Genomic DNA, 26,650 nt, shown 5'->3' with positions numbered 1-26,650 from the left:
TGATGCGGCGGGCTGGAAGAGGCCCGCCGAGAAGGCCACAAAAAAACCCGGGATCTCCCGGGTTTTTTTGTGGCCAAGTCCGAGCTTTAGGTTGTCGGAAAGCGAGTGGGCTTAAGGCTTTCCTTGATCTTTTTGAGGTGTCCGAGAAAATCGGCGCCGCGCTTGAGGGTCACTCCGGTTGCCAGGATGTCGATCACGGTCAGATGAATAATTCTCGATGACATGGGCATATATACTTCCGTGTCTTCCGGGGCTGTTACGCCCAGGACAACGGTGCAAATTTCGGCAAGCGGGGATTCAGGGTTGGTGATGCCGATGACCGTGGCACCGTTGGCCCGGGCAAGCTTGGCAATTTCGACAGTTTCACGGGTCCGACCGGTGTAGGAAATCAGAACGATGACGTCCCCCACGCTGGCCCCTGCAGCAACCATACGTTGCATCAGGGCGTCATCATAGGACATCACCGGAATGTTGAAGCGGAAAAACTTGTGCTGGGCGTCGAGGGCCACTGCGGCGGATCCGCCCATGCCGAAGAAATTGATCTGTTTGGCCTGGATCAGGTAATCAATGGCCATGGCCAGTGCCTTCGGGTCCAGGGCCTGGCGGGCTTTGTCCAGACTGGCAATGGTGCTCAGCATGATCTTGTCCGCAAATTCGGCCACGGTGTCGTCCGGCTCAACATTCTGGCCGACGTAAGGGGTGCCGGTTGCAATGCTTTGTGCCAGCCTGATCTTGAAGTCCGGGAAGCCGGTGGCGGAAAAGCCGCGGCAAAACCGGTTCACCGTGGGTTCGCTGACTTCTGCAGCGCGGGCCAGGGCGGCTATGCTGTAACGAGTGGCCGCGCTGGGGTCTCGAAGAATGGCTTCGGCCACTTTTCGCTCCGATTTGTTGAGGCTGTCGAGTCTGCCCTGGATGTCTTCGAGCAGATTGTCGTCACGGTGCGCCTGGTTCGCAGCCATTAAAGGTACTCCCTGAATCTTGGCGATCGTTGTTGTGAAAACGGGCTGATTATACCGTGTTTTCTATCGTTTTGGGGTAGTAAAAGTGTCAAAATATGGTTTTTTGCCTTGGAAAATACCGATGAAGCTGCCATTATTTTCATAAAATTACGACATTAAGCGATTGTTCGGGTGATTCCCCGAATTGCCGGACCCACCAGAGAGAAGGAATCAATGGTCAATAAGATCGATACCCGGTGTGACCTGATGCTGTTTGGCGCCCTCGGCGACCTGGCACAACGTAAGCTGTTTCCGGCTCTGTACCAGTTGGAGCGTGCCAATTTGCTGGCAGAAGGCAGTCGTATTCTTGCCATAGCGCGCACAGAGGCTGATACAGCGGCGGTTCGGAAGCAGCTGTTCGAGAAGCTTGAGCAGCATGTAAAGGCGGAGGAGTTCGAAGCCCCGGTGGTGAAAAAGTTTCTTGACCGGGTGGACTACCAGCGGCTGGACTTCAATCACCCGGATGACTTTGGCGTACTCAACGAGTGGCGCGATGATGCCAACAACGAACTGATCGTGTACATGGCGACGCCTCCAGCCATGTATGGCGTGATCGCCCGCAACCTCAGGGCGGCAAGCTGCTGTACCGAGAAAACCCGGGTTGTGGTGGAGAAGCCCATTGGTCACGATCTCGAATCCTCGAGGGTGATCAATGATGAACTGGGGGAAGTCTACAACGAAAATCAGCTGTTCCGGATTGATCACTACCTCGGCAAGGAAACGGTCCAGAATCTGATTGCCCTGAGGTTTGCAAACAACCTCTTTGCCTCGCAGTGGGATCAGAACCACATTTCCCATGTCGAGATTACGGTTGCCGAGAGCGTCGGTATCGAGGGGCGCTGGGGTTATTTCGACAAGGCGGGCCAGATCCGGGACATGATTCAGAATCACCTGCTCCAGTTGCTGTGTCTGATTGCCATGGACCCACCCTCCGATCTGTCTGCTGACAGCATCCGCGACGAGAAAGTAAAGGTGCTGAAGGCCCTGCGACGGGTCACCCCGGACATGATGGAAAGTCGCGTTGTGCGCGGCCAGTACACGGCGGGAACCAGCAACGGTAAGCCGGTCCCGGGATATCTGGAGGAAGAGGGTGCCATTAAGGGCAGTGCCACCGAAACGTTTGTGGCCCTGAAAGCGGAAATCGATAACTGGCGCTGGTCGGGAGTGCCGTTTTACATCCGGACCGGCAAGCGTCTGCCCGAGAAGCTCTCCCAGATCATCATTCATTTCAAACCGGCGCCCCATTACATTTTCGATCCGGATCAGAAGCATCTGGCGAATAACAAGTTGATCATTCGATTGCAGCCGGACGAAGGCATGTCGTTGAAGATCCTGACCAAGGATCAGGGGCTGGACAAGGGGATGCGCCTGCGTCAGGGGCCGCTCGAACTGACCTTTTCCGAGACCTTTGATACCGATCGCATTCCGGACGCCTACGAGCGGTTGCTGTGGGAGGTCATGAAGGGCAATCAATACCTGTTTGTTCGCCGTGACGAAGTTGAGCACGCATGGCGCTGGGTGGATCAGGTGATCCGCAACTGGCATGACAGTGGCGAGCCGCCCAAGCGCTACGCGGCAGGCACCTGGGGGCCGGTGGCGTCAATTGCCATGATCACCCGTGACGGGAGGAGCTGGTATGAAGACGCCTGAAATTGACTTGCCTGAAGGCTTTCATGCGCACTTTGGGGACGATCCGGAACAGGTGGCGCTGGATCTGGCCAAAGCCGTGGCCGGATTTCTCCGGGAACGGCTTGCGGAAGCGCCGAGGGCCAGTCTGGTGGTGTCGGGTGGTTCAACGCCACTGCCGTTTTTCAGGGCGCTGTCGAGGGCGGACCTTGATTGGCGCCGGGTCGACCTCCTGCTCGCCGATGAGCGCTGGGTGCCGGAAGATGATCCAGCCAGCAATACGCGTCTGGTGAGGGAAAACCTGCTTCAGGGGCACGCTTCCGATGCGCACTTTCTCTCGCTCAAACAGCCGGGAGCCACTCCGCTGGAGGGGCTGGAGGCGGTTAAAGAGGAGCTGTCCTGTCTGACGTTGCCTCTCGATGTGGTGATCCTGGGGATGGGAAATGATGGCCACACGGCCTCGCTGTTTCCGGATGCGCCGGAATTGCCCAGGGCCATGGACCCTGATTGCCCGGATTTGGTTGCCGCGGCCACGCCGCCATCCCAACCTCATCAACGCATCAGCCTGACCCGGCCGCCACTGCGGGATGCCCGTTTTACTGCACTCCACCTCAAGGGCGGCGATAAGCTCGAGACGCTCAGGCGGGCGCTGGTGACGCCGGACGATGTGATGTCGATGCCGGTTCGTGGCTTTCTCAAGCCCGGCCTGAATGTGTTCTGGAGTCCCTGAATCCGTCGCAAATGTTCTCTGGAGAAGATCATGACCCAGCTTTCTGAATTCCATCGCGAGCGCGTCCAATCGGTGCTGCAGGCGTCGCCTCTGGTACCGGTAATCGCGATCAATCGCCTAGAGGACGCTGTGCCACTGTGCCAGGCTCTGGTGGATGGTGGTATCCCTGTACTGGAGATTACCCTGCGGACGGAGTTTGGCGTCGACGCGATCAAGGCGGTCCGTGCTGCCATTCCCGAAGCATGGGTCGGGGCGGGCACCGTTTCCAGTATTGCCCAGTACCGTCAGGTGGAGGCGGCCGGTGCCCAGTTCGTGATTACGCCCGGGGTAACCGAAGCCATTCTCGAGTTTGGATTAACGTCCGAAGCGCCACTGTTGCCCGGTATTGCTACCGTTTCGGAGTTGATGACGGGGTATGCTCTCGGCTACCGGGAGTTCAAGTTCTTCCCGGCAGAAGTCGCCGGCGGTGTGCCGGCATTGAAAGCCTTTAGCGGCCCATTTGGTGACGTCACTTTCTGCCCGACTGGCGGGATTCGCCGTGATACGGCCAGCAAGTACCTGGCGCTGAAGAATGTTCAGGCCGTAGGAGGCTCCTGGCTGACCCCGGACGACGTGGTTGCCGCCCGGGACTGGGCCCGGATTACAGAAATCGCGCGCGGGAGCCTGGCCGATCTGTGAGGCTTCAGCGAATGTCCGAGCCGACCCGGACTATTTTCATGGTGTTGGTGCCGCCCTGGGCGTTCACGTAATCGCCCTTGGTGATAATGACCAGATCTTCCTCGCTGACCACGCCCCGATTCACCAGCTCCGAAACCGCGAGGGCATTGGTGCGTTCGTTCGGGATCTTGGCGGAATCAAACGGGATGGTCTGAACGCCCCGGAACAGAACCACGCGATGCTGGGTCGAGTGGTGCCGGGAGAACGCGAAGATCGGCAGGCTCGACTTGATGCGGGACATCAGCCGGGGCGTCGCGCCGGTTTCGGTCATGCAGATGATTGCGGACACTCCTTCAAGGTGGTTTGCCGCATACATGGCCGACAGGGCAATGGCCTCATCCACCCGTTCCATGCTCTCGTGAATCCGGTGCTTTGACTGGTGCATCGATGGATGCTTTTCGGCCCCCAGGCAGATGCGAACCATTGCCTCCACGGCCTCTTTCGGGTAATCGCCCACGGCGGTTTCCGCCGACAGCATTACCGCGTCGGTGTAATCCATCACGGCATTGGCCACGTCCGAGACTTCGGCCCGGGTTGGCATGGGGCTGGTGATCATCGACTCCATCATCTGGGTGGCGGTAATCACCGCCCGGTTCAGAACCCGTGCCCGGTTGATGATATGCTTCTGAACGCCTACCAGTTCGGCGTCACCGATCTCCACCGCCAGGTCGCCCCGGGCAACCATTACGGCGTCGGAAGCCTCGATGACGGCATCAAGGGCGGCCTCGTCGTGAGCAAGCTCGGCCCGCTCGATCTTGGCCACAAGCCCGGCATCCGAACCGGCATCCTTCAGGAGTCGGCGGGCCGTGTGCATGTCCTCTGCGGTTCGCACGAAGGATACCGCCACGTAGTCGGCGCCCAGGCGGGCGGCAGTGACAATGTCCTGTTTGTCCTTTTCCGTGAGGGCGTCCGCTGAAAGGCCGCCGCCGCGCTTGTTGAGTCCCTTGTTGTTCGAAAGTGGTCCGCCTATGAGAACTGTCGAGGTGATGCTGTGATCGTTGATCGAGGTCACCTCCATCTCGATGCGGCCATCGTCCAGTACCAGAATGTCGCCTGGTTCGACGTCCTCAATAAGCTGTTCGTAATCGATTCCGACCTTCTCCTTGGTACCGGCCTCCTTGTCCATGGACGCGTCCAGAATAAAGGTCTGGCCGGCGACCAGGGTGACCTTGTTGTCAGTAAATCGTGCGATGCGAAGCTTCGGGCCTTGAAGGTCCGCCAGCAGGGCCACAAAACGGCCCTGGGCAGCGGCGGTTTCGCGGACCTGGCGTGCCCGGCCGATGTGTTCTTCGGCACTGCCATGGGAGAAGTTCAGTCGCGTTACGTCGACACCGGCACCGATGATGGCGGCGAGGGATTCGGGGGTGTCGGTCGCGGGACCGAGAGTGGCGACAATCTTGGTGCGCCTGAGCATGTGTGGTGTCCTTTGGTTGGTCGGGAGTGTTTCTCTAAGAATAGTGGAATACCTGGTGCCGGCCAGGATTACTGGCCGGCCTGGATAAGGGCTATGGCGTTATCCAGCATTCGGTTCGAAAAACCCCATTCATTATCATACCAGGCCATTACCTTAACGTGACGGCCCAGCACGCGGGTGTGATTGGCATCGAACACGCTGGACAGCGCGTTATGGTTAAAGTCCACGCTGACCAGTTTCTCTGTGTTATAGCCAAGAACGGGGCTGGCTTTGGCGGCGGCCCTGACCGCATCGTTGATCTCGTCAACGGTGGTGTCCCGGTCCGCGATGAAGCCGAAGTCCACCAGCGAGACGTTGATGGTAGGAACCCGGACCGCCAGTCCGTCGAGCTTGCCGTCGAGTTCCGGGAGCACCTTGCCAATGGCGGCGGCTGCCCCGGTTTTGGTCGGAATCATGGACTGGGTAGCTGAGCGGGCGCGGTAAAGATCCGAGTGATAGACGTCGCTGAGTTTCTGATCATTGGTGTAGGAGTGAATGGTGGTCATCAGGCCGCTTTCGATACCTACGGCCCTGTGCAGGGCTTCAGCGACAGGGGCCAGACAGTTGGTGGTACAGGAGGCGTTCGAGATCACGTCATGCTCCCGGGACAGGGTATGATGATTGACGCCGTAAACCACAGTAGCGTCGGCGTCCGGGGAGGGCGCAGAGATGATCACTTTACGGGCGCCGGCTGACAGGTGTGCGCCCGCCGCGTCGCGGCTGGTGAAAAGGCCGGTGCATTCGAACACCACGTCGACATGAAAATCCCGCCAGGGCAGATCTTCCGGGTTGCGGACGGCCGAAATGGCAATGCGGTCACCATTAACTGTCAGGGATTCCGCATCGTGGCCGACCACACCTTCAAAACGACCGTGGACGCTATCATACTTGAGCAGGTGCGCATTGGTTTCAGCATCGCCCAGGTCATTGATGGCAACAACCTGAATCTGCTTTCGGTAGTCATTTTCGTAAAGTGCCCGGAGAACATTGCGGCCGATCCGGCCAAAACCGTTGATTGCAATACGGATAGTCATCGTCCGACTCCTCGGTTGTTTGTTCGTTTGCTCTACTGTGATGTAGTAAATATAACAACAAGAAAGCGATTTTTACACGTAATCCGGGTGAAAAATCCGAAAAAAGAAAGTAAAGTTACATCTATATAGGCATCCAACCAGTCAGTTTAATGGAGCTCATCATGCACCCGATCGTTGACAGGGTTACACGGCGAATCATTGAGCGCAGTCGATCCAGCCGACAGGACTACCTCAGCCGGATGAACGAGCTGAAGACCCAATCCCCCCATCGCAGCAGCCTTTCATGCGGCAACCTGGCGCATGGTTTTGCGGCTTGCGCTCCCGGTGACAAGGACACGCTTAAGTTCATGAACAAGGCCAACGTCGCCATCGTGTCTGCCTACAACGATATGCTTTCGGCCCATCAGCCCTATGAAAAGTTCCCGGATATTATTCGGGAAGCGGCCCACAGCATGGGGTCAGTGGCACAGTTTGCGGGTGGTACGCCGGCCATGTGCGATGGCGTGACCCAGGGGCAGCCGGGCATGGAGCTGAGCCTGTTTTCCCGTGACACCATTGCCATGAGCACCGCCGTGGCACTCAGCCACAATATGTTTGACGCCACCTTGCTGCTGGGCATCTGCGACAAGATCGTGCCCGGGCTGCTGATTGGTTCACTGAGCTTCGGCTATCTGCCGACCATCCTGGTTCCGGCCGGGCCCATGCCCTCGGGACTGCCGAATAAAGAGAAGCAGCGCATCCGACAGCTATACGCCGAAGGCAAGGTCGGCAGGGAGGAATTGCTGGAGGCCGAGAGCAAGTCCTACCACAGCCCCGGTACCTGTACCTTCTATGGCACAGCCAACAGCAATCAATTGCTGGTTGAGGTTATGGGCCTGCATTTGCCCGGTGCCGCCTTCGTGAATCCCGGAACCCCGCTGCGGGATAAACTGACCCGGGAGGCGACCGAGCAGGTTATTCGCTTGTCCAAACCCCACGGCGGCGAGCTCGGCCTGGGCGATATGGTTGACGAGAAAAGCATAGTCAATGCGCTGGTTGCTCTGCTGGTGACCGGAGGATCGACCAATCACACCATTCACTGGATCGCCATTGCACGGGCCGCGGGAATCATCATCGACTGGAACGACTACGCGGAGCTGTCCTCGGTGGTGCCCTCCATGACCCGTATCTACCCGAACGGCGAGGAAGATGTGAATGCCTTTCATGAGGCTGGCGGCACACCCTTTCTGATCCGTGAGCTGCTGGACGGCGGGTATCTGCACAACGACGTCGAGACTGTCACGGGGCATGGTCTTGACCGGTACACCCGGCACCCCGTTCTGGAGGGTGACAAGCTGGCGTGGCAGCCGGCACCGGCAAAAAGTCTGCGTCCCGAAGTGCTCAGTTCGGCAGCCGAGCCCTTTGCCCCGGACGGCGGGCTGCGTGTTCTGGATGGCAATCTGGGGCGGGGCGTTATCAAGGTGTCGGCGGTGGCGGAGGAGCACCGCAGAGTGGAAGCTCCCGCGGTGGTTTTCAATGATCAGAACGAACTGAAAGCAGCGTTCGATGCCGGCGATCTGGATAAGGACTGCATCGTGGTTGTGCGCTTCCAGGGGCCAAAGGCCAACGGCATGCCGGAGTTACATAAACTGACGCCGTATCTGGGTGTGCTTCAGGATCGGGGCTACAAGGTCGGGTTGGTGACCGACGGCAGGATGTCCGGCGCTTCAGGCAAGGTGCCCGCAGCGATTCATGTATACCCGGAGGCGCTTGACGGCGGTCCGTTGGCACGGGTCAGGGACGGGGATCTGATCTGCCTCGATGCGCTGGCTGGGCGTCTCAGCATTGAGGTCGACCATCACGAATTTTCCGAACGTGGCTCGGAACAAGTCAACTTGAAGGGCTATCATACTGGCTACGGTCGGGAGTTGTTTGGCTGGATGCGCCGATCTGCGAGCACGCCCGAGGAAGGTGCCAGCTTTTTCTGGAATCACAACGCATGACAGCAAGTCAGTACGCCCTGGTCGGCGATATTGGTGGAACCAACGCCCGATTTGCTCTGGTCGAGCCCGGTCGAGTCCGGCCCGAGGCAATTGAGATCCTGCCGTGCGGCGACTACGGCAATCTCGATGACGCCGTGGTGAGCTACCTCGAACGCACCGGTGTGGCTGCGGTTTCCGAAGCCTGCCTGGCCGTTGCTTCGCCGGTGAGTGGTACGCGGGTGCGGATGACCAATAATCACTGGTGCTTCGATACCGACGAGATCCGTTCCCGATTTGGCTGGCAGTCGTTCAAGGTCATCAATGACTATACGGCGATGGCGCTGGGGGTGCTCCACGTTGGCTCCGAGCAGTTGGTCCATGTTTGTGGCGGCCCGGGCGATAAGCGACGGCCGCGTCTGGTGATGGGGCCAGGTACCGGCCTTGGTGTGTCGGGACTTGTGCCGCTAACCCAAGGGTGGGTTCCATTGATCACCGAGGGTGGGCACGTGGATTTTGCGCCCACGGATGATATCGAAATGGATATCCTGCGCATCCTGCAAGCCCGCTTTGGTCGAGTGTCTGTGGAGCGGATTCTGTGCGGTCAGGGGTTGTTGAATCTTTACCAGGCGCACGGGCAAATTCAGGGGGTTGCCACACCGCTGGATGCGCCGGAAAAAGTTACTGCAGCGGCACTGGCGCAAGCGGACGCCCTGGCGCGCCACGCACTGCGTCACTTCTGCGAAATCCTCGGCCGCGTTGCCGGTAATGCCGTGCTGACCTTGGGCAGCACCGGCGGCGTATACCTTTGCGGGGGTATCCTGCCGCGTATTCTGGATTTCTTTCTGGAGAGCCCGTTCAGGACCGGGTTTGAGGACAAGGGGCGCATGCGCCCACTGGTCGAGCGCACCCCGGTTTATGTGGTGACCGAGCCCTACACAGGTCTTCTGGGCGCGGCCGAGGCCCTGCGTAATCCGGAGGTCCAGGCCCTTTGACCGGACCACGGTTCTGATTACAGGTAATGAATCAGTTGCTCCCGGTCGAACCGGTACTGCTGGTTGTAAACGCCATTTTCCGCCCGTTTGCCGGCGGCCAGTACCATGGTGACCAGGCCTTTTCTCGGAATCTTCAGTAGTTTTTTCACCCGGCATTCATCGAAGCCTTCCATCGGGCAGGAGTCGTAGCCGTGTGCCCGGAGGGCCAGCATCAGGTTCTCTGCGGCCAACGCCGTCGATTTGGTGGCCCAGACTTTCATTTCATTCGCTGAATAGGGGCCACGCGGAACAGGGCGGGACAGCCCAACCACGTACCCGGCCGCTTTCTTGGCAACGCCCAGTAAACCGAGTGGTCCCTGGTTGTAATGGATTGGGGCAATCCGGCGGTAGTATTTTTCGACAATTGGCGGGAGTTTTTCTTCGGGCCATTCCTCGACCGCACGGCGGGCGTGGTTTCGCCAGGTGTCGGTGCGGGCAACGATGGCGATCAGGACCGGAGCCGTTTTCGCCGCGTTCTGGCCCAGGCAGGCCTCGGCCAGACGGGTTTTCAGTTCCGGTGTGCGCACCACATAAAACTCCCAGGGCTGCAGGTTACTCGAGTTGGGAGCGAGTGTGGCGAGCTCGAGGCAGTCAGCCAGGACGTCGTCCGGCACCGGTTCGTTCTTGAACCGACGTATCGAGCGTCGGGTGCGTACCACCTTGCGAAACTCTTCCACATCGATATCCGGGAGAGCGCCTGCCTTAGCGTTCATAATGGTTCCTTTTGTGTTTATGTCGCACTATGGTTACGGGAAACCGAGAGCTATGCAATTGCCGGGATGATGTTTGACCGATGACTGACAATCTTGCCGACTTACCGTTCCAGGAGCTGGTCCGACGGGTGCGGGCCTGCACCCTCTGCAGCGACGTTCTGCCCTGCGGCCCCCGGCCGGTTGTGCAGCTCTCGGAATCGTCGCGCATTCTGGTGGTCGGGCAGGCGCCCGGTCGCCGCGTTCACGACACGGGACTGCCGTTCAATGATCCCAGTGGAGACCGGTTGCGCGACTGGATGGGGGTGACGCGGGACACCTTTTACGATGAGCAGAAACTGGCTATCTTGCCCATGGGGTTCTGTTACCCGGGAACCGGAAAGTCCGGTGATCTGCCCCCGCGCCCGGAATGCGCACCGGCCTGGCGACAGGTGCTGCTCGATCGTTTACCGGACATTGCATTGACGCTGGTGATTGGTCGTTACGCCCATGCCTGGCACCTTCCGGACGGAGAGTCCTCGGTGACCGGCAATGTGAAGAACTGGAAACGCTACTGGCCGGAGGTTGTGCCAATGCCGCACCCCAGTCCCCGCAACAATTTGTGGTTACGTCGGAATCCCTGGTTTGAAGCGGTCACTGTCCCTGCACTGAGGGAGCGGGTTGCCGCGATCCTTGTAGAAGCCTGATCGTCAGGCGCTGTGATAAACGAACGTCTCGTTCGGACTCGCTGACTGTTGCCCTTGAAGGACGCTGTTCAGGGTATCCACATCCCGCTCCGTCGCATAGAGCCCCTGCTTGGTCCGGCGCCACAGAATGTCATCGGCATCCATGGCCCATTCGGCTTCCATGAGATAGCGAACCTCGGCGGCATAGAGCGTGCCTGCGAAGTGCTGGCCGAGATCTTCCACTGAGGAGCAGTCGCGTAGGAAGGTGTAGGCGCAGGTCCCGTAGGTTCGAACATACCGGCTGATCAGGTTTTCCGGTAACCAGGGAAAGTCGTGATGTAACTGCGCCGACAGGTTTTCCTGGTTGTCGAAATCTCCTCCCGGCAAAACGGCGTTTTTGGTCCAGCGGCCGCCCGCGTTGGGAAAGAACTGGCACAGCTTGTCAGTGGCAGCTTCCGCCAGTTTCCGGTAGGTCGTAATCTTGCCTCCGAACACCGAAATCAACGGTGCCTTACCCGGTTCACTGTCGATTTCAAAGGAATAGTCCCGAGACGCTTTCTGCGCGTTCTCCTCCTCGCCGTCCGTGAGCGGGCGCACCCCGGAATAGGACCAGACAACGTCATCGGCGTTGAGTTGCCGCTTGAAATGGGCGTTTACGATGTCCAGCAGGTATTCGGTTTCCTCCGGGGAAATTCGCGCCTGCTTTGGATCGCCCTCGTAATCGACGTCCGTGGTGCCCACCAGTGAAAACTGGTCTTCGTAGGGAATCACAAACACGATGCGTTCATCTTCGTTTTGCAGGATGTAGGCTTCAGTGCCCTTGTTCAGTCGCGGTAAAACGATGTGGCTGCCCTTGACCATCCGTATCATCTTTGGCGCCGGCATGGAGAGGGTTTCTCCGAAAAGCTGGCTCACCCAGGGGCCAGTTGCGTTGACGATGGTTCGGGTAGTGACGGTGGTTTCGGAGCCGTCGCGCATGTCCTTGAGCGTTACGGTCCAGTCGTTGGCGCCCCTGTCGGCCTTTACGCATTTGGTCCGGGTCATGATCCTGGCGCCGGATTGCTGTGCTTTTTTTGCCGTCAGTACGACCAGCCGGGCGTCGTCCACCCAGCCATCGGAATATTCGAATCCCTTGGTGAGCTCCGGTTTCAACGGATCGGAGCTGTCGAATCTGATCGAGCGGGAGCCCGGCAGCAGTTCACGTTTTGCCAGATGGTCGTAGAGAAAAAGCCCGGTCCGTATCATCCAGGCCGGTCGCAGGTGAGGGCGGTGAGGCAGCCGGAAGCGCATGGGCCACATGATATGCGGGGAATTCCGGAGCAGCGATTCGCGCTCGGCAAGCGCCTCGCGAACGAGCCGGAACTCGTAATGCTCCAGGTAGCGCAACCCACCATGGATCAGTTTGCTGCTGCTGGACGACGTGGCCGAGGCCAAGTCGTTCATCTCACACAGAAGGACCCTGAGACCGCGCCCTGCCGCGTCCATGGCGATACCCGTACCGTTGACGCCGCCACCGACGACAACAACGTCAAAAGTGTCCTGTTCCTTGGTCATGGCTGGTCTGTCTCTCCCTCTGTGGAAAAAGTGCGGCCCTGAGTTGCACACTTTTCATTCGACTTCGGGCATTATGCGAAAGTCTAAAATATTCGTAAAGGAAAAATAAGAAAAAAAACGAAAATTCCAGGGCGGTGCGAAGCCGATGGCCGATCAGACGATGTGGAGTTTCACGTTGTGTTCGGTCAACAGTTGCCGGATGTCCAGTGGGGGCTGGGCGTCGGTGAAAACGTGGTTGGCCTGGGTGATGTTGCCCAGTCGGACCATGGCGTTCCGGCCAAATTTGGTGTGGTCTGCGGCGAGAAGCACCTGGTCGGAATTGGCAATAATTACCTGGGCCACGCGGACTTCACGGTAGTCAAAGTCAAGCAGGGAACCGTCGTCGTGGATGCCGCTGATGCCGATGATGCCGAAATCCATTTTGAACTGGTTGATGAAATCGCGGGTCGCCTCACCGACAATGCCGCCGTCGCGATTGCGAACCTCGCCACCGGCAATGATGACGTGGAAATCTTCCTTCGCGGAGAGGATGGAGGCGACGTGCAGATTGTTGGTCACGATCTGGAGGTTGTTCCTGACCAGCAGGGCCTTGGCGATGGTTTCGGTGGTGGTGCCGATATTGATAAACATGGAGGCGTTGTCGGGGATCATTTCCACGAGAGCCTCGGCAATCCGTTCCTTCGCTTCCAGATCCATGATCTTGCGGGCCTGGTAAGCGGTATTGACCGTGCTCGAGTCGATGCCGGCACCGCCGTGGTGGCGGCGAAGTTTCTGTTCCTTGGCCAGTTCGTTGAGGTCCCTGCGAATGGTTTGAGGCGTTACCTTGAACTGATCGACCAGCTGCTCCGTGGTTACAAAGCCCTTCTGTTGAATCAGCTCCATAATCAGGTCCTGTCGGCGACGCTGTGCCATTCACATTACCTCAGCATTGTTAATTGTTCTGATACGAAAATCGTGCCGCTTTTGAACATGCCCCGAGTTTAGTGTTTTTCAGGAGGTTATGCAGCTTTTGTGGCGGTCTGACCAGGCCCGGTTTGCGGATTCTTGCGATCCCGGTTGGCATTTATGTTCAAAAAGGTAAAAATACGAACAAATAAGAAAGCAAGGACGACCAGAACATGCGCCAGTACATACTTTCGATTGATCAGGGCACCACCAGTTCCAGGGCCATTCTGTTTGATCTGCAAGGCAACCCCCGTCATTCGCAGCAGGAAGAGTTCCCCCAGCATTTTCCAGCCAGCGGCTGGGTTGAGCACGACCCCGAGGATATCTGGAGTTCTGTTCAACGAACGATTGCCCGTGTTCTGGCAGACGGTTGTGAGCCCAGCGATCAGGTACTCGCCGCAGGCATTACCAATCAGCGGGAAACCACCCTGTTGTGGGACCGGCAGACCGGGGAGCCGGTGTATCGGGCCATAGTCTGGCAGGATCGGCGAACAGCCGCGTACTGTGAAATCCTCAAGAAACAGGGTGCAGAGCCTTGGGTGAATGACAAAACCGGTCTGCTGATCGACCCCTATTTCTCGGCCACGAAGATTCGCTGGATTCTGGACAATGTGCCGGGGACCCGCGAACGGGCGGAGCGCGGGGAGCTTGCGTTCGGCACCATCGACAGCTTTCTGCTCTGGCGCCTGACCGGCGGCCGGGAACACCGAACCGATGCCACTAATGCCAGCCGCACCCTGTTGTTCAATATCCATTCCCAGACCTGGGATCCCGAGTTACTGGAACTGTTCGGAATACCGGCGTCTCTGTTGCCAGAGGTTATGGACTCGGCCGATGAGTTTGGACAGGTGACCGAGGGGGGAGCTCTGAACGGTGTTTCGGTGCTGGGGATCGCCGGGGACCAGCAGGCGGCGCTGTTCGGACAGACCTGTTTTAACAAGGGGATGGCCAAGAGCACCTATGGCACCGGGTGCTTCCTCATGCTGAATACCGGCGACAAAGCATTGAGGTCGGAACACCGGTTGCTGACGACGGTGGCGTATCGGGTAAAGGGTAAACCGACCTATGCGCTCGAAGGCAGCATCTTTGTTGCGGGGGCCGCTATCCAGTGGTTGCGCGACGGGCTCCGGCTAATTGGCGATGCCTGTGAGACCGAGCCGCTGGCGGAGGGCACTCCGGTGGACCACGGCGTGTACCTTGTACCGGCGTTCACCGGGCTCGGGGCGCCGTATTGGGATCCCAACGCACGCGGTGCGATTTTTGGACTGACCCGAGATACTGGCATCCGGGAGATCGTAACGGCCGGGCTGCAATCGGTCTGCTATCAGACCAAGGATCTCCAGAAGGCAATGGAACGGGACGGTATACGTCCGGTGACGCTCCGAGTGGATGGCGGCATGGTGGCCAATAGCTGGGTGCTGCAGTTTCTCGCGGACGTTCTGGGTGCGCGGGTAGATCGGCCATCGTTGGTCGAGACCACGGCCTTGGGCGCCGCTTACCTTGCCGGTCTGCAGGCGGGGGTATACGGCTCGCTGGAGGAGCTGGCCGGGCTCTGGCGCTGTGATCGGAGCTTCGAGCCGGAGATGAGCAAAGGTGATCGCGACCGGCTCTACGAGGGGTGGACCCGGGCCGTGGAAAAGCTCTGAACGGTCCAGCCTGGCCCGGGTCCCGTGGTCGCCAACCGGCACCAATGTTCCCGACTATCCAAAGCTGGCCCAGCTGTGGTGGCAGTATATCGCCCAGGCTGCCGAACGAGAAACATCAAGGCAAATCGGTTCCCCGCCGGGAGCTCCTGAAAACCTGGGAAGCCGCTCGCCAGAGCTGATGCCCTGACTGATAGCCCGCCGCCTGTGGGACTTCCCGGGCGGCGGGTTGCCTGCCTTCTCTCTTTGGCACCAGAACCGGTGCCGTCCTCAGAGTGTCAATGGCTTGCCGGCCTGGGCACGCCGCTCTTCCCATTCGGCACGGGTCTGAGCTGCCTCGTTACCCGGCATGGAATCAATGATACTGAAGTAATCGGAACTGTACTGGTCCGCGACAACGGTGTTGCGAGGCTTGACCCTGACCACATACACGGTCTGCTCGTTCTGGTGGTCGAAATCGCGCCAGTGCTGTTCATCCTTCAGGAAAGTGTAACGGTGTCCCTCCAATGCGGCGCGGACCCGGGCCGTGTTGGTGGTACCGGCACGTTCCACTGCGTCCTTGTACTGGTAGACGATGCTGTAGGCCGATGCTGCGGCAGACGATGGCCGCATCTCGTAGCGACTCGAAAAGGCCTCGACGAATTCCTTGCCCCGAGGGTAGTTTTTCTCATACGGCGCATTCCACACCCAAGGGGCACCACCCACGATGCCTTCCATGATGGTCGGACCGACCTGGCGGGCCATCCCGAGGGTCAGGTTTGGCACCACAATCTGGACTTTGTCTTTCAGGCCCATTTCGTAGGCGACATTGAGAGCACGAACCATGTCATCGCCGAACAGCACCAGCATCAATACCTTGGCGTCGCTCGCGGCGGCTTGTTCCAGCGCCTGGCGGAAATCAGTGATCAAGGCTCGTGGGAACGGCGTCTTTACACCCGGGTGATCGCTGGTGTCCTCGGTCTCGGAGAACTTGCGCACCGATTCCTCAACGGACCAGCCCCAGGTGTAGTCGGCAGTGATGTAGAAGTACTTTTCGCCGGCGTGGTTGCGTTTGAGGTACTGACTCAGTGCCTTGGCGGTCATCCAGGCGTTGTAGGGCTCCCGGAACATGTGGCTGTGGCCCTCGCTGCCGGTGGTGGCGTTGGAGTAGGTGAGGGTGCCGAAGTAGAGCCGGTCGCGTTCCCGCGCCGCCTTACCGGATGCAATGGCCACGGCGCTGGAGACTCCACCGAAGACCATCTCCGCACCTTCCCGGTCGATCAGTTCGGCGGTATTCTTTGCGCCCTGTGCCGGCTCGCCGCGGGTGTTGCGGATCACCAGTTCCAGTTGCCGTCCCAGCACACCCCCGGCCTTGTTGATCTCATCCACCGCAAGGAAAGTGCCGAGCCGTTGTTGCAGGCCCTGGTCCTTGTAACGGCCGGTCTGGGGGTAGTTCAATCCAATCTTGAGGGTTTCTGCTGTTACCGTGGTACCTGCAAGCAACAGCAGGCAGACAGAAAAGAGTGCTTTTCTGAAGGTCATCGATGTTAGCCTCCGGCTTACCGTTCCTGTAGTCGGCGGAACGGCGGGTTATTTTTGTTCGATTGTTAACCGGAAGCTAGTGTCGGCGTTGATCCACAAGCCAACAATGGGACCAAGGTGGAAGTTTTGGTAACAAATTGTAGATCCGCAAAAAGGCCCTGAATGCCTCGCTGTCAGTTTTGGCCAAAAACCCGTTCCTCCTTGAACCGGTAGTAACCGGCGGCTTCCTCGGACCGGATAACCTCTGCCATGTCCTTGCCGAAAACGTCCTCTGTGAGTTGATCCAGCGCTTCCTGGCGTTCGGGCCCCTGATCGTACTTGTCCAGAATGGCTTCCCGTTTGGCCTGGTAACGGTCGCCCTTGCTCCAGCGTTCGTCCCGGGTGCGGTCGAGGTTGCCCCAGCGGTCGAGGGCCTCCTCGTCCATGCCCAGCTCCGACCGAATGCCGCGAAGGGTCGCGTAGCGTTCTGAGACTGGCTGCTGGTGCAGGGAAGACTGCACCGAAGGCAAGCTGAGGAACCGGTCGGTCAGTTCCTGCCGCCGGTTTTCAAGTACGCGGTTGGCTTGCTCCCCATAGGTCTGTTCGATGGCGTCGGTGTACGCCCGGGCCTTGTTGAGGGGGGTGCCTTCGACCGACTCAATACTCTGGAGCGACTGCGACAATGCCTGATTCTGCAGTTCTGCCTGCCAGATCAGCTCCGCGTCCTCTCCGAACAGTTCCCGGCGTTTGGCCCAGATGAAGTCTCGCCGCTCTCCGGGAGCCATTGCCCTCAAGGCATATCGCTCCTGTTCCATGAAGGACTGGTAGGCAAGCAGGGCGGTCAACCGTTCCCTAAGTGCCCCATGGTGGTCCGGAAACCACGTTTGCAGAAGCGCCAACAGGTTCTCATGCCAGTGTTCCGGATCAATGGTGGAGAGGTAACGGATCATCTCCTCCAGCATGCGGATCTGGGATTTCGGCTGATCCAGGTGACTGCCATAGGTCGCGAGCAACTGGTCGTGGACCTGTTCAAGTTCGGTGTTGTCGGCGTCGACCGGCATCTCCGGTGCGGGTTCGGGTGCATCCGCAATAACTGGCTGGGATTCTGGCTTGGCCGGGGAAGCGTCGGGTGTCGGTGTGCCAGCACTGGTCGCATACCAGGCGAACGCGGCAATGCCCAACACCAGACTTGTCAGGGCCAGACCCTGGACTTTGGTCGGTTTCACGTTGACCACCTTTCGTTGTTGTTCTGTGGATCGGTTGTGTCCTTTCCAGACTGCCGTGAGTTTTCGCGCGTGCCAACCTCAACCCGGAGCCTGATCCGATCAATTCTGCAGGTCGTGACTGCAGTCACACAAAGACAGCGGCAGATCAGATAGAAATGGAGTGTCTGTGGTCGCAGACGCCTCGGTATTCTGGACGGTGACGTTTTGCCGTTCGTGCCGCGAGGATTCAGGGAGAGATTCAAGGGAGATGGAAACCTACCCGTGGGGATGTCGGTGACAAGGCAACCCCCAGGCAGCAAGTACCGTGGTTAGGCTCACAACAAAAACAAGAGACTAACAACAATGAAGAACCCAAGTGCCCTGAAAAAAATCGGTGCCGTCGCGGTGTGTGCAGCCGGCATCATCTTCTCATCCCCGGTTCTGGCCCGTGACGCCAACAAGACCCAGTTTCCCGTCGTGTTTGCCCACGGTATGTCGGGCTTCGATGACATCCTCGGTTACGACTACTGGGGTGATGACTACGGCACCTTCGTGCTCGATCCCTGTGACAAGTTGTTCGAAACCAATTGCAACGGCGACATCAACGACAACCAGCGCAGTTTCGTGTCGTCGGTGACCCCGTTCCAGAGCTCGGAAGTCCGTGGCTATCAGCTGGCAAACAACATCGAAAGTTACATGGCGACGTCGGGCGCCAGTCAGGTCAACATCGTGTCGCACTCACAGGGTGGTATCGATGCCCGCAAGGCGGCCCGACTGCTGCGTGAGCGCAAGGGTTACCGGGTCGTGCAAACTCACGTCAGTATCTCCTCTCCGCATCGCGGCTCGTCTGCAGCAAAATTCATTCTGGATTATTACGCCAACTCGGTGACCGAGACACTCGCGAACTACTTCGGTGATGTGATCTACGGCAGCGGCAACGACGCAATCGCGGGCGCAAAGCAACTGGTCTATAACGATTACGACCCCAATGACGGTGTCATCACCGGCATGAAGGCGTTCAATCAGAAATATCCGTCCAGCACCAGCTACGTGGCCAACTCGGTGTCGCTGATGACCGCCCAGGATGGCAGTAGCGTAAACCCGGCGCTATGGCTCTTGTCGGAGCTGATCTATGACATTGATGGCGACGGCTATTGCTACGACGATTGCAATAACGACGGTGCCGCGGGCCAGGGCGATGGCAATCCCAATGAACGGGATGATGACGGGCTGGTAGGAATCAACAGCCAGCAGCAGGGCTATCGCATGGAGTACGCCGAATGTTGGGGCTGCCTGGATTACGTCTGGGAGCGGACCAGCCTGGGCTATGTGTCTGACATCAACCATCCCAACAGCACCCAGATGACCTCATCGGCCTATGTGATTAACCAGGATCACCTGGACGTCGTGGGTGTGGGTCCGGACACCTTCGATGAAATGGAGTTCTACGCCGCCATCACGGATTACATCGCCGATCGTGGAAACTGACATCGGTCCCAATGCCAGTTGGGGCCGGTACCATGCCGGCCTCAGCCTGGTGTGTCTTCAGCTCAAAAAGTAGACGCGACACCTTTGTGTGGGCCGGTTCAGGTCCGGCTGGAAGCCGGTCGAGCCAGTGCGAGACCGATACTGGCCAGGCCGGAGCCCGCGAGCGCACCGACAAACGGCATCAGGGTGGGAATGCTGCCCGGAAAACTGGCCGCCTCGAGTCCTGCCATGACCGAACCGCCGGTAATCCAGCCGGGGAGTATGGCCCCGAGCAGGCCCGCCAGGCCGCCAAAGATGGCCGCTGTCGTGGTCATCCGGGACCACAGGCCCAACAGCACCGGCAATACGGCGGTTGCACACAGCAAATCGGCAATCAGGAACAGCCTGAGCACTGAGATACCCTGCAACGCCACCAGCACCACCGGGATCATCAGTGCGACGGTGATCCAGCGAGCGGAGGTTATGGAGAGCCCGCGTTTTTCGGTTACCGCCAGAGAGGCCAGCGCGTTCTGCAGTGTGTCCACCGAGGAAGCCACCAGGGTTATGGCGAGAATCAGGGCCGGGAGGGTCAGCCAGGCTGGCGCCTCGCCCAGCAGGGCAAAGAATGGGATCGGCGGGCTGCCAAGGTCGGCACCGCTGAGAGAGGCCAGGATGCCCAGCCCACCGACGACCGCCACCACGATAACGGTGATCAGTCCGCCCAGGGCCGCACCGCGACTCAGGCTGCCGGTATCGCGGGCCGACCAGAGTCTCTGCCAGTACCCTTGGTGAAACAGGTTGGCGGCTGTCACCGCAATGATGAGGGTGAGCGCGACGCTGAGCGCGCTGGTTGCAGGCACCTCGGGCAGTCGGGAGGTGGATAGCTCGGGGAGCTGTCCGAGGCCGATAAAGCCGACAATGGCCAGCAGGCCAATCAGCAGGAAGGCCTGCCACTGGTCGGTTACGATGCTGGCGCGCAACCCGCCCCAAGCGGTATAGATCAGGGTGGTCAGCGCGACGCCGAGCACCACAAGATTGCCGTTGATGCCGGAAAGCAGGGAGGTTATCGCCCCGATCGCCGTCAGTTCCGCGGTCAGGAAACACAGCATGTACAACACGGAGATCAAAGAAACATAGTGGCGCACGCCGCGGCCGTAGCAGGCCTGGGCAAATTCCCCGATGCTGCGGCCTTCCGGCAGCCGCCGTCGGATTGCGGGCCCGCAATAGGCGAACACGATGAAGGGCAGGGCCGCACCGATGGCGTAGCCTGCGAGCGCCAGGGGACCGACCAGGGCACCGACTTCGGGCGGCGCAAACAGAATCCAGCCACCCATGCCGGACGCCAGGAAAGACAGGCCCAGTGCTCTTGCACCCTGGGTATTGCGTGCGGTTACGTAGTCGTCCAGGCCGCCATCGGCGAGTCGGGCTCTCAGGCCCAGCCAGGTAAAAACGAGCAGCGCAGCGGTCAGCGCTGCCACGGTGGTATAGAGCATCCCAAATCTCCGCCGGTCACAGGGCAGGCAATAGTGCCATATCCCGCTGTCAGCGGCGAGCCTGGGGTGCTCTGAGTGATGCCCCCTGTCAGGTTTTGGCGGCTTCCGCGGCCTTTATCCGAACGTAACTGCCGGGCGCCTCCTCAAGAACCTCCAGATTTCCATCCCCCGGAAACCGTGCGGTGACCGTCTCCCCGGCATACTGACCGAGCCACTCGAACCAGTGCGGCCACCAGGAACCAGGGTGGTGGTCTGCCCCGGCAAACCAGGTGTCTGCATCGGCCGGCAGGGAGTCGTTGGTCCAATAACCGTATTTCTCGCGGTACGGCGGATTCACCACCCCGGCGATATGCCCGGAGCCGGAGAGTACGAAGCGAACCTGTCCGCCATGCACCAGGGCGCCCTGGTAGGTGGCCTTCCATTTGGCGATATGATCCTGTCGGGCGGAAAGGAAGAAGGAAGGCACGTCAATCTCCCGCAGGTTGATCGATTCGCCATTCAGGGTCAGGGAGTCCGGCTCGATCAGGCGATTGTTCAGGTACATCTCCCGCAGATAGAAGCTGTGCATTCGGGCCGGAAGGTTGGTGCCGTCGGTGTTCCAGTACAGGATGTCGAACGCCGCCGGCTTTTCACCTTTCAGGTAATGGTTGGTCCAGAATGACCAGAATAGTTCGTTTTCCCGCAACAGATTGAAGGTGAAGGCCATGGCCCGGCCATCCAGGTAGCCTTTGCGCTCCAGCATCCGCTCGATTCCACGGATCGAATGGTCGTTAATAAAAACGCCGATCCCGCCCGGATCCGAGAAATCCAGAAGTGTGGTGAAGTAGGTGGCGCTGATGATGGGTTTCCGACGCTTCTTTTTCAGCCAGGCCAGTGTCGAGCCGAGCAGAGTTCCGCCGACGCAGTAACCAATGGCATTCATACGGTCCTCGCCCGTGGCCTCGGTTACCGCAGCCATGGCCTCCAGTGGGCCCTGTCGCATGTAGTCATCCCAGCCCTTGTCCCGAAGTGACGGGCCGGGGTTGCGCCATGAAATCACAAACACCGTCTGGCCCTGGTTGACCAGCCACTGAATGAACGAGTTCCGGGCGGTCAGGTCGAGGATGTAATACTTGTTGATCCACGGGGGCACGATCAGCAGAGGCTGTTTGCTCACCGTCTCTGTTGCGGGCATGTACTGGATCAGCTGCATCAGCTCATTCTGGTAGACAACCTTGCCCGGTGTCGTTGCCAGATTCCGACCCACCTCAAAGGCCGAGCGGTCGGTCATTCCGACGTTGAACAGTGACGGATTCTGGCGCAGGTCCTCGAACAGCTGGCGCCCACCGTCAACGAGGTTCAGGCCCTTGCGCTCCCACGTGATTCTGAGCACTTCGGGATTGGTGACGGGGTAGTTCGAGGGCGACAGCGCGCTGGTGAGTTGGCGGGCGTAGAAGAGCATCTGATCCCGTCCACTGGGGGGGAGTCCTTCCATCTGTTCCACCCACTTGAGAAAGGCACGGCTATTGATCAGGTAGGCCTGATGCAGGACATCAAAAGGCAAATGCCTGTGCCAGTCGTCGGCCTGGAATCGGCGGTCGTCCTTCTCCGCCTCTATCACCGGCTGCTTTTCCCTGCCGGTCAGTCGGGCCAGGGTGTAGTAGCCCAAAGCGAGATGCTTGCGGCCAAGGTCGAGTTCGGCGCTGGCGAACCGCAGCGGGTGCAGCAGGAGGTCCTCGGCCATGGTGCGGTAGGCGTCCGACATTTCCGTCAGCGTGGAAAGTGAGGCGTCGTCCATCACGCCACTGTCGCCAAGCCATTTCTCCAGCTGTTGCTGGCCTTGTCGAAAATTGGTTTCAAAACCGTTGATCAGATGGCTGGTGGTTTTGCTGAGCAGATCCAGACCGAACATAGCAGCACTCTCATTACCAAAGGCAGAACAGCCGGAGCGGGCAAACCCCGGACCGGCTGCGTTTTTAACACTGGGTCAGGCCGCGGTCTTGCCGCTGGAACCAGACTTGGATGCCGCCGGTTTGGCTTTAGCCGTTTCGGCCTTTGGGGTGTCGAAGGCTTGCTGGATCTGTTCCCGGGCCTCGGTGAAATAGTCCTGCCATGCTTTCCAGTCGGCCGTGAACTGCTCGCTCAGGGATTTCAGGGTTTCCGCCTGATCTCCGGTCAGGGTTTTCAGTCCGTCGAGATCTCGTACTTCCGAGACTTTCTTCGCCTGTTCCGTGGCGACATCCGCGTAGCGTCGGAATGCGTCCATCTGCATTTCCGCGGCCTTGCTGAACTGCTCGATCAGGGTTTCGTTGAAGCGGCTGGCTTTTTCAAACATCTCATTATTCATGCTGACAACTCCTTTGTTGGCATAACGGTTGAGTGGCTATTCTGCCCGAGCTCGCCGCGAACAAATTTGACAGGCGTCAAGCCCGTGTTCGGCTTATGCTTTAGGGTGTGGCATTAACGGTTGAATGCCTGATTTTCCCGCTGGCAGGAGGCGCCTGATGAGTAATCGGAAAGCAGAACTTGAAACACTGCGGGCTGACCTGAAGGTCCGGTTGTCCCGTTTTGAAGCTCACCAACACCGGGAAGACGGAGCTCTGGACAAGGATTTCGAGGAGCAGGCGAGTCAGACCCAGAACGATGAGGTGGTGGATTCGCTTGAGGTGGAAACCCGCGAGGAGCTTGCCCAGATTGAACGCGCGCTCGAGCGCATCGAGAACGGGATTGGTGATGAGTGTGAGTCCTGCGGTGAGCCGATTGATCCTCGTCGTCTGCAGGTGCTGCCGTATACCACCCTTTGCGTTGATTGTGCTGAAGACTGACCGACATCGGGACCAGGGACGGTACTGATGGATCCGCAACCTGTATTTCACACCCGGGGCCTGACCAAATCCTATGATCTGGGCGAGGTTCAGGTCCATGCCTTGCGCGGGGTTGATCTGGATCTCTACGCCGGGGAACTGGTCGTTATGCTGGGGGCATCGGGTTCGGGTAAATCCACGCTGGTCAACATTCTCGGTGGCCTGGATGTGCCGACCTCTGGGGAGGTCCGGTACCGGGACGTTGATCTGAACAACGCCGGGGATCGTGAACTCACACATTACCGGCGTGACCACGTTGGTTTCGTATTCCAGTTCTATAATCTCATTCCCAGTCTCACAGCGTGGGAGAATGTCGCCGTCGTCACTGAGATTGCGACACGGCCCATGACCCCCGAGGCTGCATTGGATCTCGTGGGCCTGCGGGACCGAATGCATCATTTTCCCGCCCAGCTGTCCGGCGGGGAACAACAACGGGTCGCCATTGCCCGGGCCGTTGCCAAGCGCCCGGACGTACTTCTGTGTGATGAGCCAACCGGAGCCCTGGACTCGCAGACCGGCATTCTCGTGCTGGAGGCGCTGGAAAGTGCCAACCGGGAAACCGGGACCACGACCGTCATTATCACCCACAATGCGTCGATTGCCGGTATGGCGGACCGGGTGATTACCCTGTCCGATGGCAACATCAGTGGTGAACGGCGGAACAGTGAACGCCAGCCACCACACACCCTGAGCTGGTAGGGCGATGACTTCCGCGTTGGCGACCAAGGTACGCCGGGAACTCTGGCAGATGAGGGGGCAGGTATTTGCCATCGCTCTGGTGATTGCCGGTGGCGTCGCCGTGTGCGTGATGTCGCTGGTGGCCTATTCCTCACTGTCTGCCACTCGCGGCCAGTACTACGAGCAGTTCCAGTTTGCCGAGGTGTTCGCCTCGGTGAAGCGCGCCCCGGAGCATGTGCTGACGCAGGTGGCGGCGATTCCCGGAGTCAGCCGGCTCACGGGTCGGGTTGAGGGGGCGGCGAAGCTGGAAATGCCCGGGTTCACTGACCCGGTTTCTGCCCGGGTGTTGTCCCTGCCCGTCGAAGGGCAACCCGAGGTCAATCGTCTGTTTGTCCGGGAAGGCCGTTTACCGGCCCCCGGCAGGACCGGAGAGGTCGCTACCGTGGGTGCATTTGCCGAGGCCCACGGTCTGTTACCCGGTGATCGGTTCTCGGCCATCATCAATGGGCGCCAGCAGACGCTGACACTCACCGGTATCGTGGAGTCGCCGGAATTCATTTATGTGATTCCACCGGGCGCTATGCTTCCGGATTTTGAACGCTATGGCGTACTCTGGTTGAGTTCGGAATCACTGGCGGCGGCAATGGACATGCGGGGCGCTCTCAACAGCGTGGTGGTCAGGGTCGAACCCGGCTACCCGGTGGCGTCGGTGATCGACGCACTTGACCGGTTGCTGGACCGGTACGGGGCCACCGGGGCTTACGCCCGGGAAGATCAGTTCTCACACCGATTTCTCAGTGATGAACTGGACCAGCTCAAGATCATGGCGACAGTCTTCCCCCTGATCTTCATGAGCGTTGCCATGTTTCTTCTCAACGTAGTCATAAGTCGCCTGGTGAGCACCCAGAGAGACATCATTGCGGTGCTGAAAGCCTTCGGTTACGACAACCGCCAAATAGCCTGGCATTACAGCCAGCTCGTGTTGACCATAGCCGCCATGGGCCTTGTACTCGGTATTGGCTTTGGAGTCTGGCTGGGGAGGGGCCTGGGTGAGCTGTACATGGAATTCTACCGGTTTCCGGGGCTATTGTTCCGGCTCGATCCGGCCTGGCTTGTGATGCTGGCCATGATCACCGTCGTGGTCGCCTGGCTGGGAGGCTGGCGTGCCATCCGTTCGGCGGCCTCGATGGCGCCAGCGGAAGCCATGCGACCGGAAGGGCCCGCGAAATTCCGGATCACTCGGGCGGAAAAGTGGCTGTCCGCAATACGGTTTAGCCAACCCTCCCGAATGATTGTCCGGCAGACGACCCGGCGACCTCTCCGCGCCTTCCTGTCGATGATCGGGGTGGCGATGTCCACGGCGATCATCATGGTTGGAAACTTTCAGTTCGATTCGGTCCAGCTCATGGTGCAGACCGAGTTTGCGAGGGTGCAGCAACAGGACCTGACGGCTACCCTGATCGAGCCGGTCAACGCCGCGGCTCTGTTCGGGTTGCAGCGCCAGCCAGGGGTCCGTTTTGTCGAAGGGCGTCGCTCGGTCGCCGCAAGGTTGGTCAACGGGCACCGGGAGTGGCGCAGTGCTTTGATCGGAATCCCCGGGGACGCCGCGCTTCAGTTTGTTGTCGACAAGGATCTGGAGACTGTGAGCCTGCCCGCCGACGGCCTTCTTCTGACGGACTTTCTTGCCAGCGAGCTTGGGGTGTCTGCAGGCGAGAACCTCACGGTTGAGATTCTCGAAGGCGACCGCCGAACCCTGTCTGTGCCGGTGGCCGGAACCACCAGCGAGTTCCTCGGCGTGGGCGCCTACATGAGGCTCGATGCCCTGAATCGGGTCTTGGGAGATGGGCCACTGATCAACCAGGCCCTATTGAATGTGGATCCTGCTCTTGAAGATACCGTGTATCGGCAACTCCGGGAAACGCCGGGCGTGCTCGGTATAGGCATCCGGCAGGCCATGCTCGACAGTTTCTACGAGACGATGGCGCAAACCTTTCTCACCTTTACGTTTTTCAACAGCCTGTTGGGTGCAATCATCGCATTCGGCGTGATCTACAACACGATCCGCATATCGCTGGCGGAAAAAGGCCGGGAATTGGCTAGTCTTCGGGTATTGGGGTACACCCATAACGAGATTGCCCACATCCTCTTTGGCGAAATGGCGCTGCTGTTGGTAACCGGCATCGTGTTCGGCTGGCTGATCGGGCATGTACTGGCGTTTCTGCTTATTACCGCGCTGCAGACTGAGCTGTACCGGGTGCCTCTGACCATCACGACCCAGACTCTGGCGATGTCAGCGTCGGTCGTGCTGTTGTCGGCCCTGGCATCGGGCATGGTTGCCTGGTGGCGTCTCAAGAAACTGGATCTGGTGGCGGTGTTGAAAACCAGGGAGTGATGAAG

The 26,650-nt window shown here is 59.3% G+C and carries 22 protein-coding genes; 11 read left to right on the top strand and 11 right to left on the bottom strand.

Features of this window, described 5'->3' with window-relative positions:
- Positions 1–86: 86 nt before the first annotated feature.
- Complete coding sequence (locus K0B93_RS04460) at positions 87–959, bottom strand: MurR/RpiR family transcriptional regulator (protein ID WP_219866069.1); 873 nt, start codon at positions 957–959, stop codon at positions 87–89.
- 213 nt (positions 960–1,172) lie between these two features.
- On the opposite strand from K0B93_RS04460, the gene zwf reads away from it, so the two are divergent.
- Genes zwf through K0B93_RS04445 form a run of 3 tightly spaced genes read left to right on the top strand, consistent with a single transcriptional unit; the run spans position 1,173 to position 4,032 of the window.
- Positions 1,173–2,648, top strand: coding sequence for a glucose-6-phosphate dehydrogenase (gene zwf / locus K0B93_RS04455; protein WP_219866068.1), 1,476 nt, complete (start codon positions 1,173–1,175; stop codon positions 2,646–2,648).
- The gene (gene pgl / locus K0B93_RS04450) at positions 2,635–3,354 is read left to right on the top strand and encodes a 6-phosphogluconolactonase (RefSeq protein WP_219866067.1); all 720 of its coding nucleotides are present in this window, start codon (positions 2,635–2,637) and stop codon (positions 3,352–3,354) included. The genes zwf and pgl overlap by 14 nt, the downstream gene beginning before the upstream one ends.
- 30 nt (positions 3,355–3,384) lie before the next feature.
- Complete coding sequence (locus K0B93_RS04445; RefSeq protein ID WP_219866066.1) at positions 3,385–4,032, top strand: bifunctional 4-hydroxy-2-oxoglutarate aldolase/2-dehydro-3-deoxy-phosphogluconate aldolase; 648 nt, start codon at positions 3,385–3,387, stop codon at positions 4,030–4,032.
- 4 nt (positions 4,033–4,036) lie between these two features.
- On the opposite strand, the gene pyk is transcribed toward K0B93_RS04445, so the two are convergent.
- Both pyk and gap read right to left on the bottom strand, forming a co-directional pair.
- Positions 4,037–5,485 (bottom strand): pyruvate kinase, encoded by a 1,449-nt coding sequence (gene pyk / locus K0B93_RS04440; RefSeq protein ID WP_219866065.1) that lies wholly within the window; start codon positions 5,483–5,485, stop codon positions 4,037–4,039.
- 68 nt (positions 5,486–5,553) lie between these two features.
- Positions 5,554–6,558 carry a type I glyceraldehyde-3-phosphate dehydrogenase gene (gap, locus tag K0B93_RS04435; protein ID WP_219866064.1) on the bottom strand — a complete coding sequence of 335 codons (1,005 nt, stop codon included), beginning with the start codon at positions 6,556–6,558 and terminating at the stop codon, positions 5,554–5,556.
- 161 nt (positions 6,559–6,719) lie between these two features.
- On the opposite strand from gap, the gene edd reads away from it, so the two are divergent.
- Together edd and K0B93_RS04425 are read left to right on the top strand one after the other, a co-directional pair.
- A complete protein-coding gene (gene edd, locus K0B93_RS04430) occupies positions 6,720–8,540 on the top strand; it encodes a phosphogluconate dehydratase (RefSeq protein ID WP_219866063.1) in 1,821 nt (606 codons plus the stop codon).
- Positions 8,537–9,511, top strand: a complete 975-nt coding sequence (locus K0B93_RS04425) for a glucokinase (protein ID WP_219866062.1) — start codon at positions 8,537–8,539, stop codon at positions 9,509–9,511. The genes edd and K0B93_RS04425 overlap by 4 nt, the downstream gene beginning before the upstream one ends.
- Before the next feature lie 17 nt (positions 9,512–9,528).
- On the opposite strand, the gene K0B93_RS04420 is transcribed toward K0B93_RS04425, so the two are convergent.
- Positions 9,529–10,263: a nitroreductase family protein gene (locus tag K0B93_RS04420; protein WP_219866061.1), complete on the bottom strand. Its 735-nt coding sequence runs from the start codon at positions 10,261–10,263 to the stop codon at positions 9,529–9,531.
- A gap of 80 nt (positions 10,264–10,343) precedes the next feature.
- Here K0B93_RS04420 and K0B93_RS04415 point away from each other — a divergent pair, with 80 nt between their 5' ends.
- On the top strand, positions 10,344–10,946 hold the full coding sequence (locus K0B93_RS04415; RefSeq protein WP_219866060.1) for a uracil-DNA glycosylase family protein: 603 nt from the start codon (positions 10,344–10,346) through the stop codon (positions 10,944–10,946).
- A gap of 3 nt (positions 10,947–10,949) precedes the next feature.
- Here K0B93_RS04415 and glpD read toward each other — a convergent pair whose 3' ends face one another.
- Complete coding sequence (glpD, locus tag K0B93_RS04410) at positions 10,950–12,479, bottom strand: glycerol-3-phosphate dehydrogenase (protein WP_219866059.1); 1,530 nt, start codon at positions 12,477–12,479, stop codon at positions 10,950–10,952.
- A 153-nt stretch (positions 12,480–12,632) separates the two neighbouring features.
- On the bottom strand, positions 12,633–13,391 hold the full coding sequence (locus K0B93_RS04405) for a DeoR/GlpR family transcriptional regulator (protein ID WP_219866058.1): 759 nt from the start codon (positions 13,389–13,391) through the stop codon (positions 12,633–12,635).
- A 206-nt stretch (positions 13,392–13,597) separates the two neighbouring features.
- On the opposite strand from K0B93_RS04405, the gene glpK reads away from it, so the two are divergent.
- A complete protein-coding gene (glpK, locus tag K0B93_RS04400; protein ID WP_219866057.1) occupies positions 13,598–15,070 on the top strand; it encodes a glycerol kinase GlpK in 1,473 nt (490 codons plus the stop codon).
- Between the two features lie 267 nt (positions 15,071–15,337).
- On the opposite strand, the gene K0B93_RS04395 is transcribed toward glpK, so the two are convergent.
- On the bottom strand, positions 15,338–16,588 hold the full coding sequence (locus K0B93_RS04395) for an ABC transporter substrate-binding protein (protein ID WP_219866056.1): 1,251 nt from the start codon (positions 16,586–16,588) through the stop codon (positions 15,338–15,340).
- Between the two features lie 173 nt (positions 16,589–16,761).
- A complete protein-coding gene (locus K0B93_RS04390; RefSeq protein WP_219866055.1) occupies positions 16,762–17,793 on the bottom strand; it encodes a hypothetical protein in 1,032 nt (343 codons plus the stop codon).
- A gap of 342 nt (positions 17,794–18,135) precedes the next feature.
- Here K0B93_RS04390 and K0B93_RS04385 point away from each other — a divergent pair, with 342 nt between their 5' ends.
- Positions 18,136–19,260: an esterase/lipase family protein gene (locus tag K0B93_RS04385; protein WP_219866054.1), complete on the top strand. Its 1,125-nt coding sequence runs from the start codon at positions 18,136–18,138 to the stop codon at positions 19,258–19,260.
- Between the two features lie 98 nt (positions 19,261–19,358).
- Here K0B93_RS04385 and K0B93_RS04380 read toward each other — a convergent pair whose 3' ends face one another.
- From K0B93_RS04380 to K0B93_RS04370, 3 genes are all read right to left on the bottom strand, one after another.
- On the bottom strand, positions 19,359–20,732 hold the full coding sequence (locus K0B93_RS04380) for a sodium:solute symporter family transporter (protein ID WP_219866053.1): 1,374 nt from the start codon (positions 20,730–20,732) through the stop codon (positions 19,359–19,361).
- Positions 20,733–20,820: 88 nt separating this feature from the next.
- The gene (locus tag K0B93_RS04375; RefSeq protein ID WP_219866052.1) at positions 20,821–22,623 is read right to left on the bottom strand and encodes a PHA/PHB synthase family protein; all 1,803 of its coding nucleotides are present in this window, start codon (positions 22,621–22,623) and stop codon (positions 20,821–20,823) included.
- A gap of 75 nt (positions 22,624–22,698) precedes the next feature.
- Positions 22,699–23,058: a phasin family protein gene (locus tag K0B93_RS04370; RefSeq protein WP_219866051.1), complete on the bottom strand. Its 360-nt coding sequence runs from the start codon at positions 23,056–23,058 to the stop codon at positions 22,699–22,701.
- A 157-nt stretch (positions 23,059–23,215) separates the two neighbouring features.
- Between K0B93_RS04370 and K0B93_RS04365 the strand changes: the two genes are divergently transcribed.
- Genes K0B93_RS04365 through K0B93_RS04355 form a run of 3 tightly spaced genes read left to right on the top strand, consistent with a single transcriptional unit; the run spans position 23,216 to position 26,645 of the window.
- Positions 23,216–23,536: a TraR/DksA family transcriptional regulator gene (locus tag K0B93_RS04365; RefSeq protein WP_219866050.1), complete on the top strand. Its 321-nt coding sequence runs from the start codon at positions 23,216–23,218 to the stop codon at positions 23,534–23,536.
- A 27-nt stretch (positions 23,537–23,563) separates the two neighbouring features.
- A complete protein-coding gene (locus K0B93_RS04360) occupies positions 23,564–24,274 on the top strand; it encodes an ABC transporter ATP-binding protein (RefSeq protein WP_219866049.1) in 711 nt (236 codons plus the stop codon).
- A 4-nt stretch (positions 24,275–24,278) separates the two neighbouring features.
- Positions 24,279–26,645 (top strand): ABC transporter permease, encoded by a 2,367-nt coding sequence (locus K0B93_RS04355; RefSeq protein WP_219866048.1) that lies wholly within the window; start codon positions 24,279–24,281, stop codon positions 26,643–26,645.
- Positions 26,646–26,650 lie beyond the last annotated feature (5 nt).

This window comes from Marinobacter sp. F4218 (assembly GCF_019443085.1).
In the GTDB taxonomy this organism is placed as follows: Bacteria; Pseudomonadota; Gammaproteobacteria; order Pseudomonadales; family Oleiphilaceae; genus Marinobacter; species Marinobacter albus.
The sequence above is the reverse complement of the archived record's forward strand: the minus strand, read 5'-3'. Positions and strand labels throughout refer to the sequence as shown.

Excerpts from the sequence above, each read along its gene's own strand:
- glpK (WP_219866057.1), top strand. The coding sequence starts at position 13,598 with ATGCGCCAGTACATACTTTCGATTGATCAGGGCACCACCAGTTCCAGG.
- K0B93_RS04405 (WP_219866058.1), bottom strand. The coding sequence starts at position 13,391 with ATGGCACAGCGTCGCCGACAGGACCTGATTATGGAGCTGATTCAACAG.
- pgl (WP_219866067.1), top strand. The coding sequence starts at position 2,635 with ATGAAGACGCCTGAAATTGACTTGCCTGAAGGCTTTCATGCGCACTTT.
- K0B93_RS04415 (WP_219866060.1), top strand. The coding sequence starts at position 10,344 with ATGACTGACAATCTTGCCGACTTACCGTTCCAGGAGCTGGTCCGACGG.
- K0B93_RS04445 (WP_219866066.1), top strand. The coding sequence starts at position 3,385 with ATGACCCAGCTTTCTGAATTCCATCGCGAGCGCGTCCAATCGGTGCTG.
- zwf (WP_219866068.1), top strand. The coding sequence starts at position 1,173 with ATGGTCAATAAGATCGATACCCGGTGTGACCTGATGCTGTTTGGCGCC.
- edd (WP_219866063.1), top strand. The coding sequence starts at position 6,720 with ATGCACCCGATCGTTGACAGGGTTACACGGCGAATCATTGAGCGCAGT.
- K0B93_RS04425 (WP_219866062.1), top strand. The coding sequence starts at position 8,537 with ATGACAGCAAGTCAGTACGCCCTGGTCGGCGATATTGGTGGAACCAAC.
- K0B93_RS04420 (WP_219866061.1), bottom strand. The coding sequence starts at position 10,263 with ATGAACGCTAAGGCAGGCGCTCTCCCGGATATCGATGTGGAAGAGTTT.
- K0B93_RS04355 (WP_219866048.1), top strand. The coding sequence starts at position 24,279 with ATGACTTCCGCGTTGGCGACCAAGGTACGCCGGGAACTCTGGCAGATG.
- K0B93_RS04375 (WP_219866052.1), bottom strand. The coding sequence starts at position 22,623 with ATGTTCGGTCTGGATCTGCTCAGCAAAACCACCAGCCATCTGATCAAC.
- K0B93_RS04360 (WP_219866049.1), top strand. The coding sequence starts at position 23,564 with ATGGATCCGCAACCTGTATTTCACACCCGGGGCCTGACCAAATCCTAT.
- pyk (WP_219866065.1), bottom strand. The coding sequence starts at position 5,485 with ATGCTCAGGCGCACCAAGATTGTCGCCACTCTCGGTCCCGCGACCGAC.
- K0B93_RS04395 (WP_219866056.1), bottom strand. The coding sequence starts at position 16,588 with ATGACCTTCAGAAAAGCACTCTTTTCTGTCTGCCTGCTGTTGCTTGCA.
- K0B93_RS04385 (WP_219866054.1), top strand. The coding sequence starts at position 18,136 with ATGAAGAACCCAAGTGCCCTGAAAAAAATCGGTGCCGTCGCGGTGTGT.
- K0B93_RS04380 (WP_219866053.1), bottom strand. The coding sequence starts at position 20,732 with ATGCTCTATACCACCGTGGCAGCGCTGACCGCTGCGCTGCTCGTTTTT.
- K0B93_RS04460 (WP_219866069.1), bottom strand. The coding sequence starts at position 959 with ATGGCTGCGAACCAGGCGCACCGTGACGACAATCTGCTCGAAGACATC.
- K0B93_RS04370 (WP_219866051.1), bottom strand. The coding sequence starts at position 23,058 with ATGAATAATGAGATGTTTGAAAAAGCCAGCCGCTTCAACGAAACCCTG.
- K0B93_RS04365 (WP_219866050.1), top strand. The coding sequence starts at position 23,216 with ATGAGTAATCGGAAAGCAGAACTTGAAACACTGCGGGCTGACCTGAAG.
- gap (WP_219866064.1), bottom strand. The coding sequence starts at position 6,558 with ATGACTATCCGTATTGCAATCAACGGTTTTGGCCGGATCGGCCGCAAT.
- glpD (WP_219866059.1), bottom strand. The coding sequence starts at position 12,479 with ATGACCAAGGAACAGGACACTTTTGACGTTGTTGTCGTCGGTGGCGGC.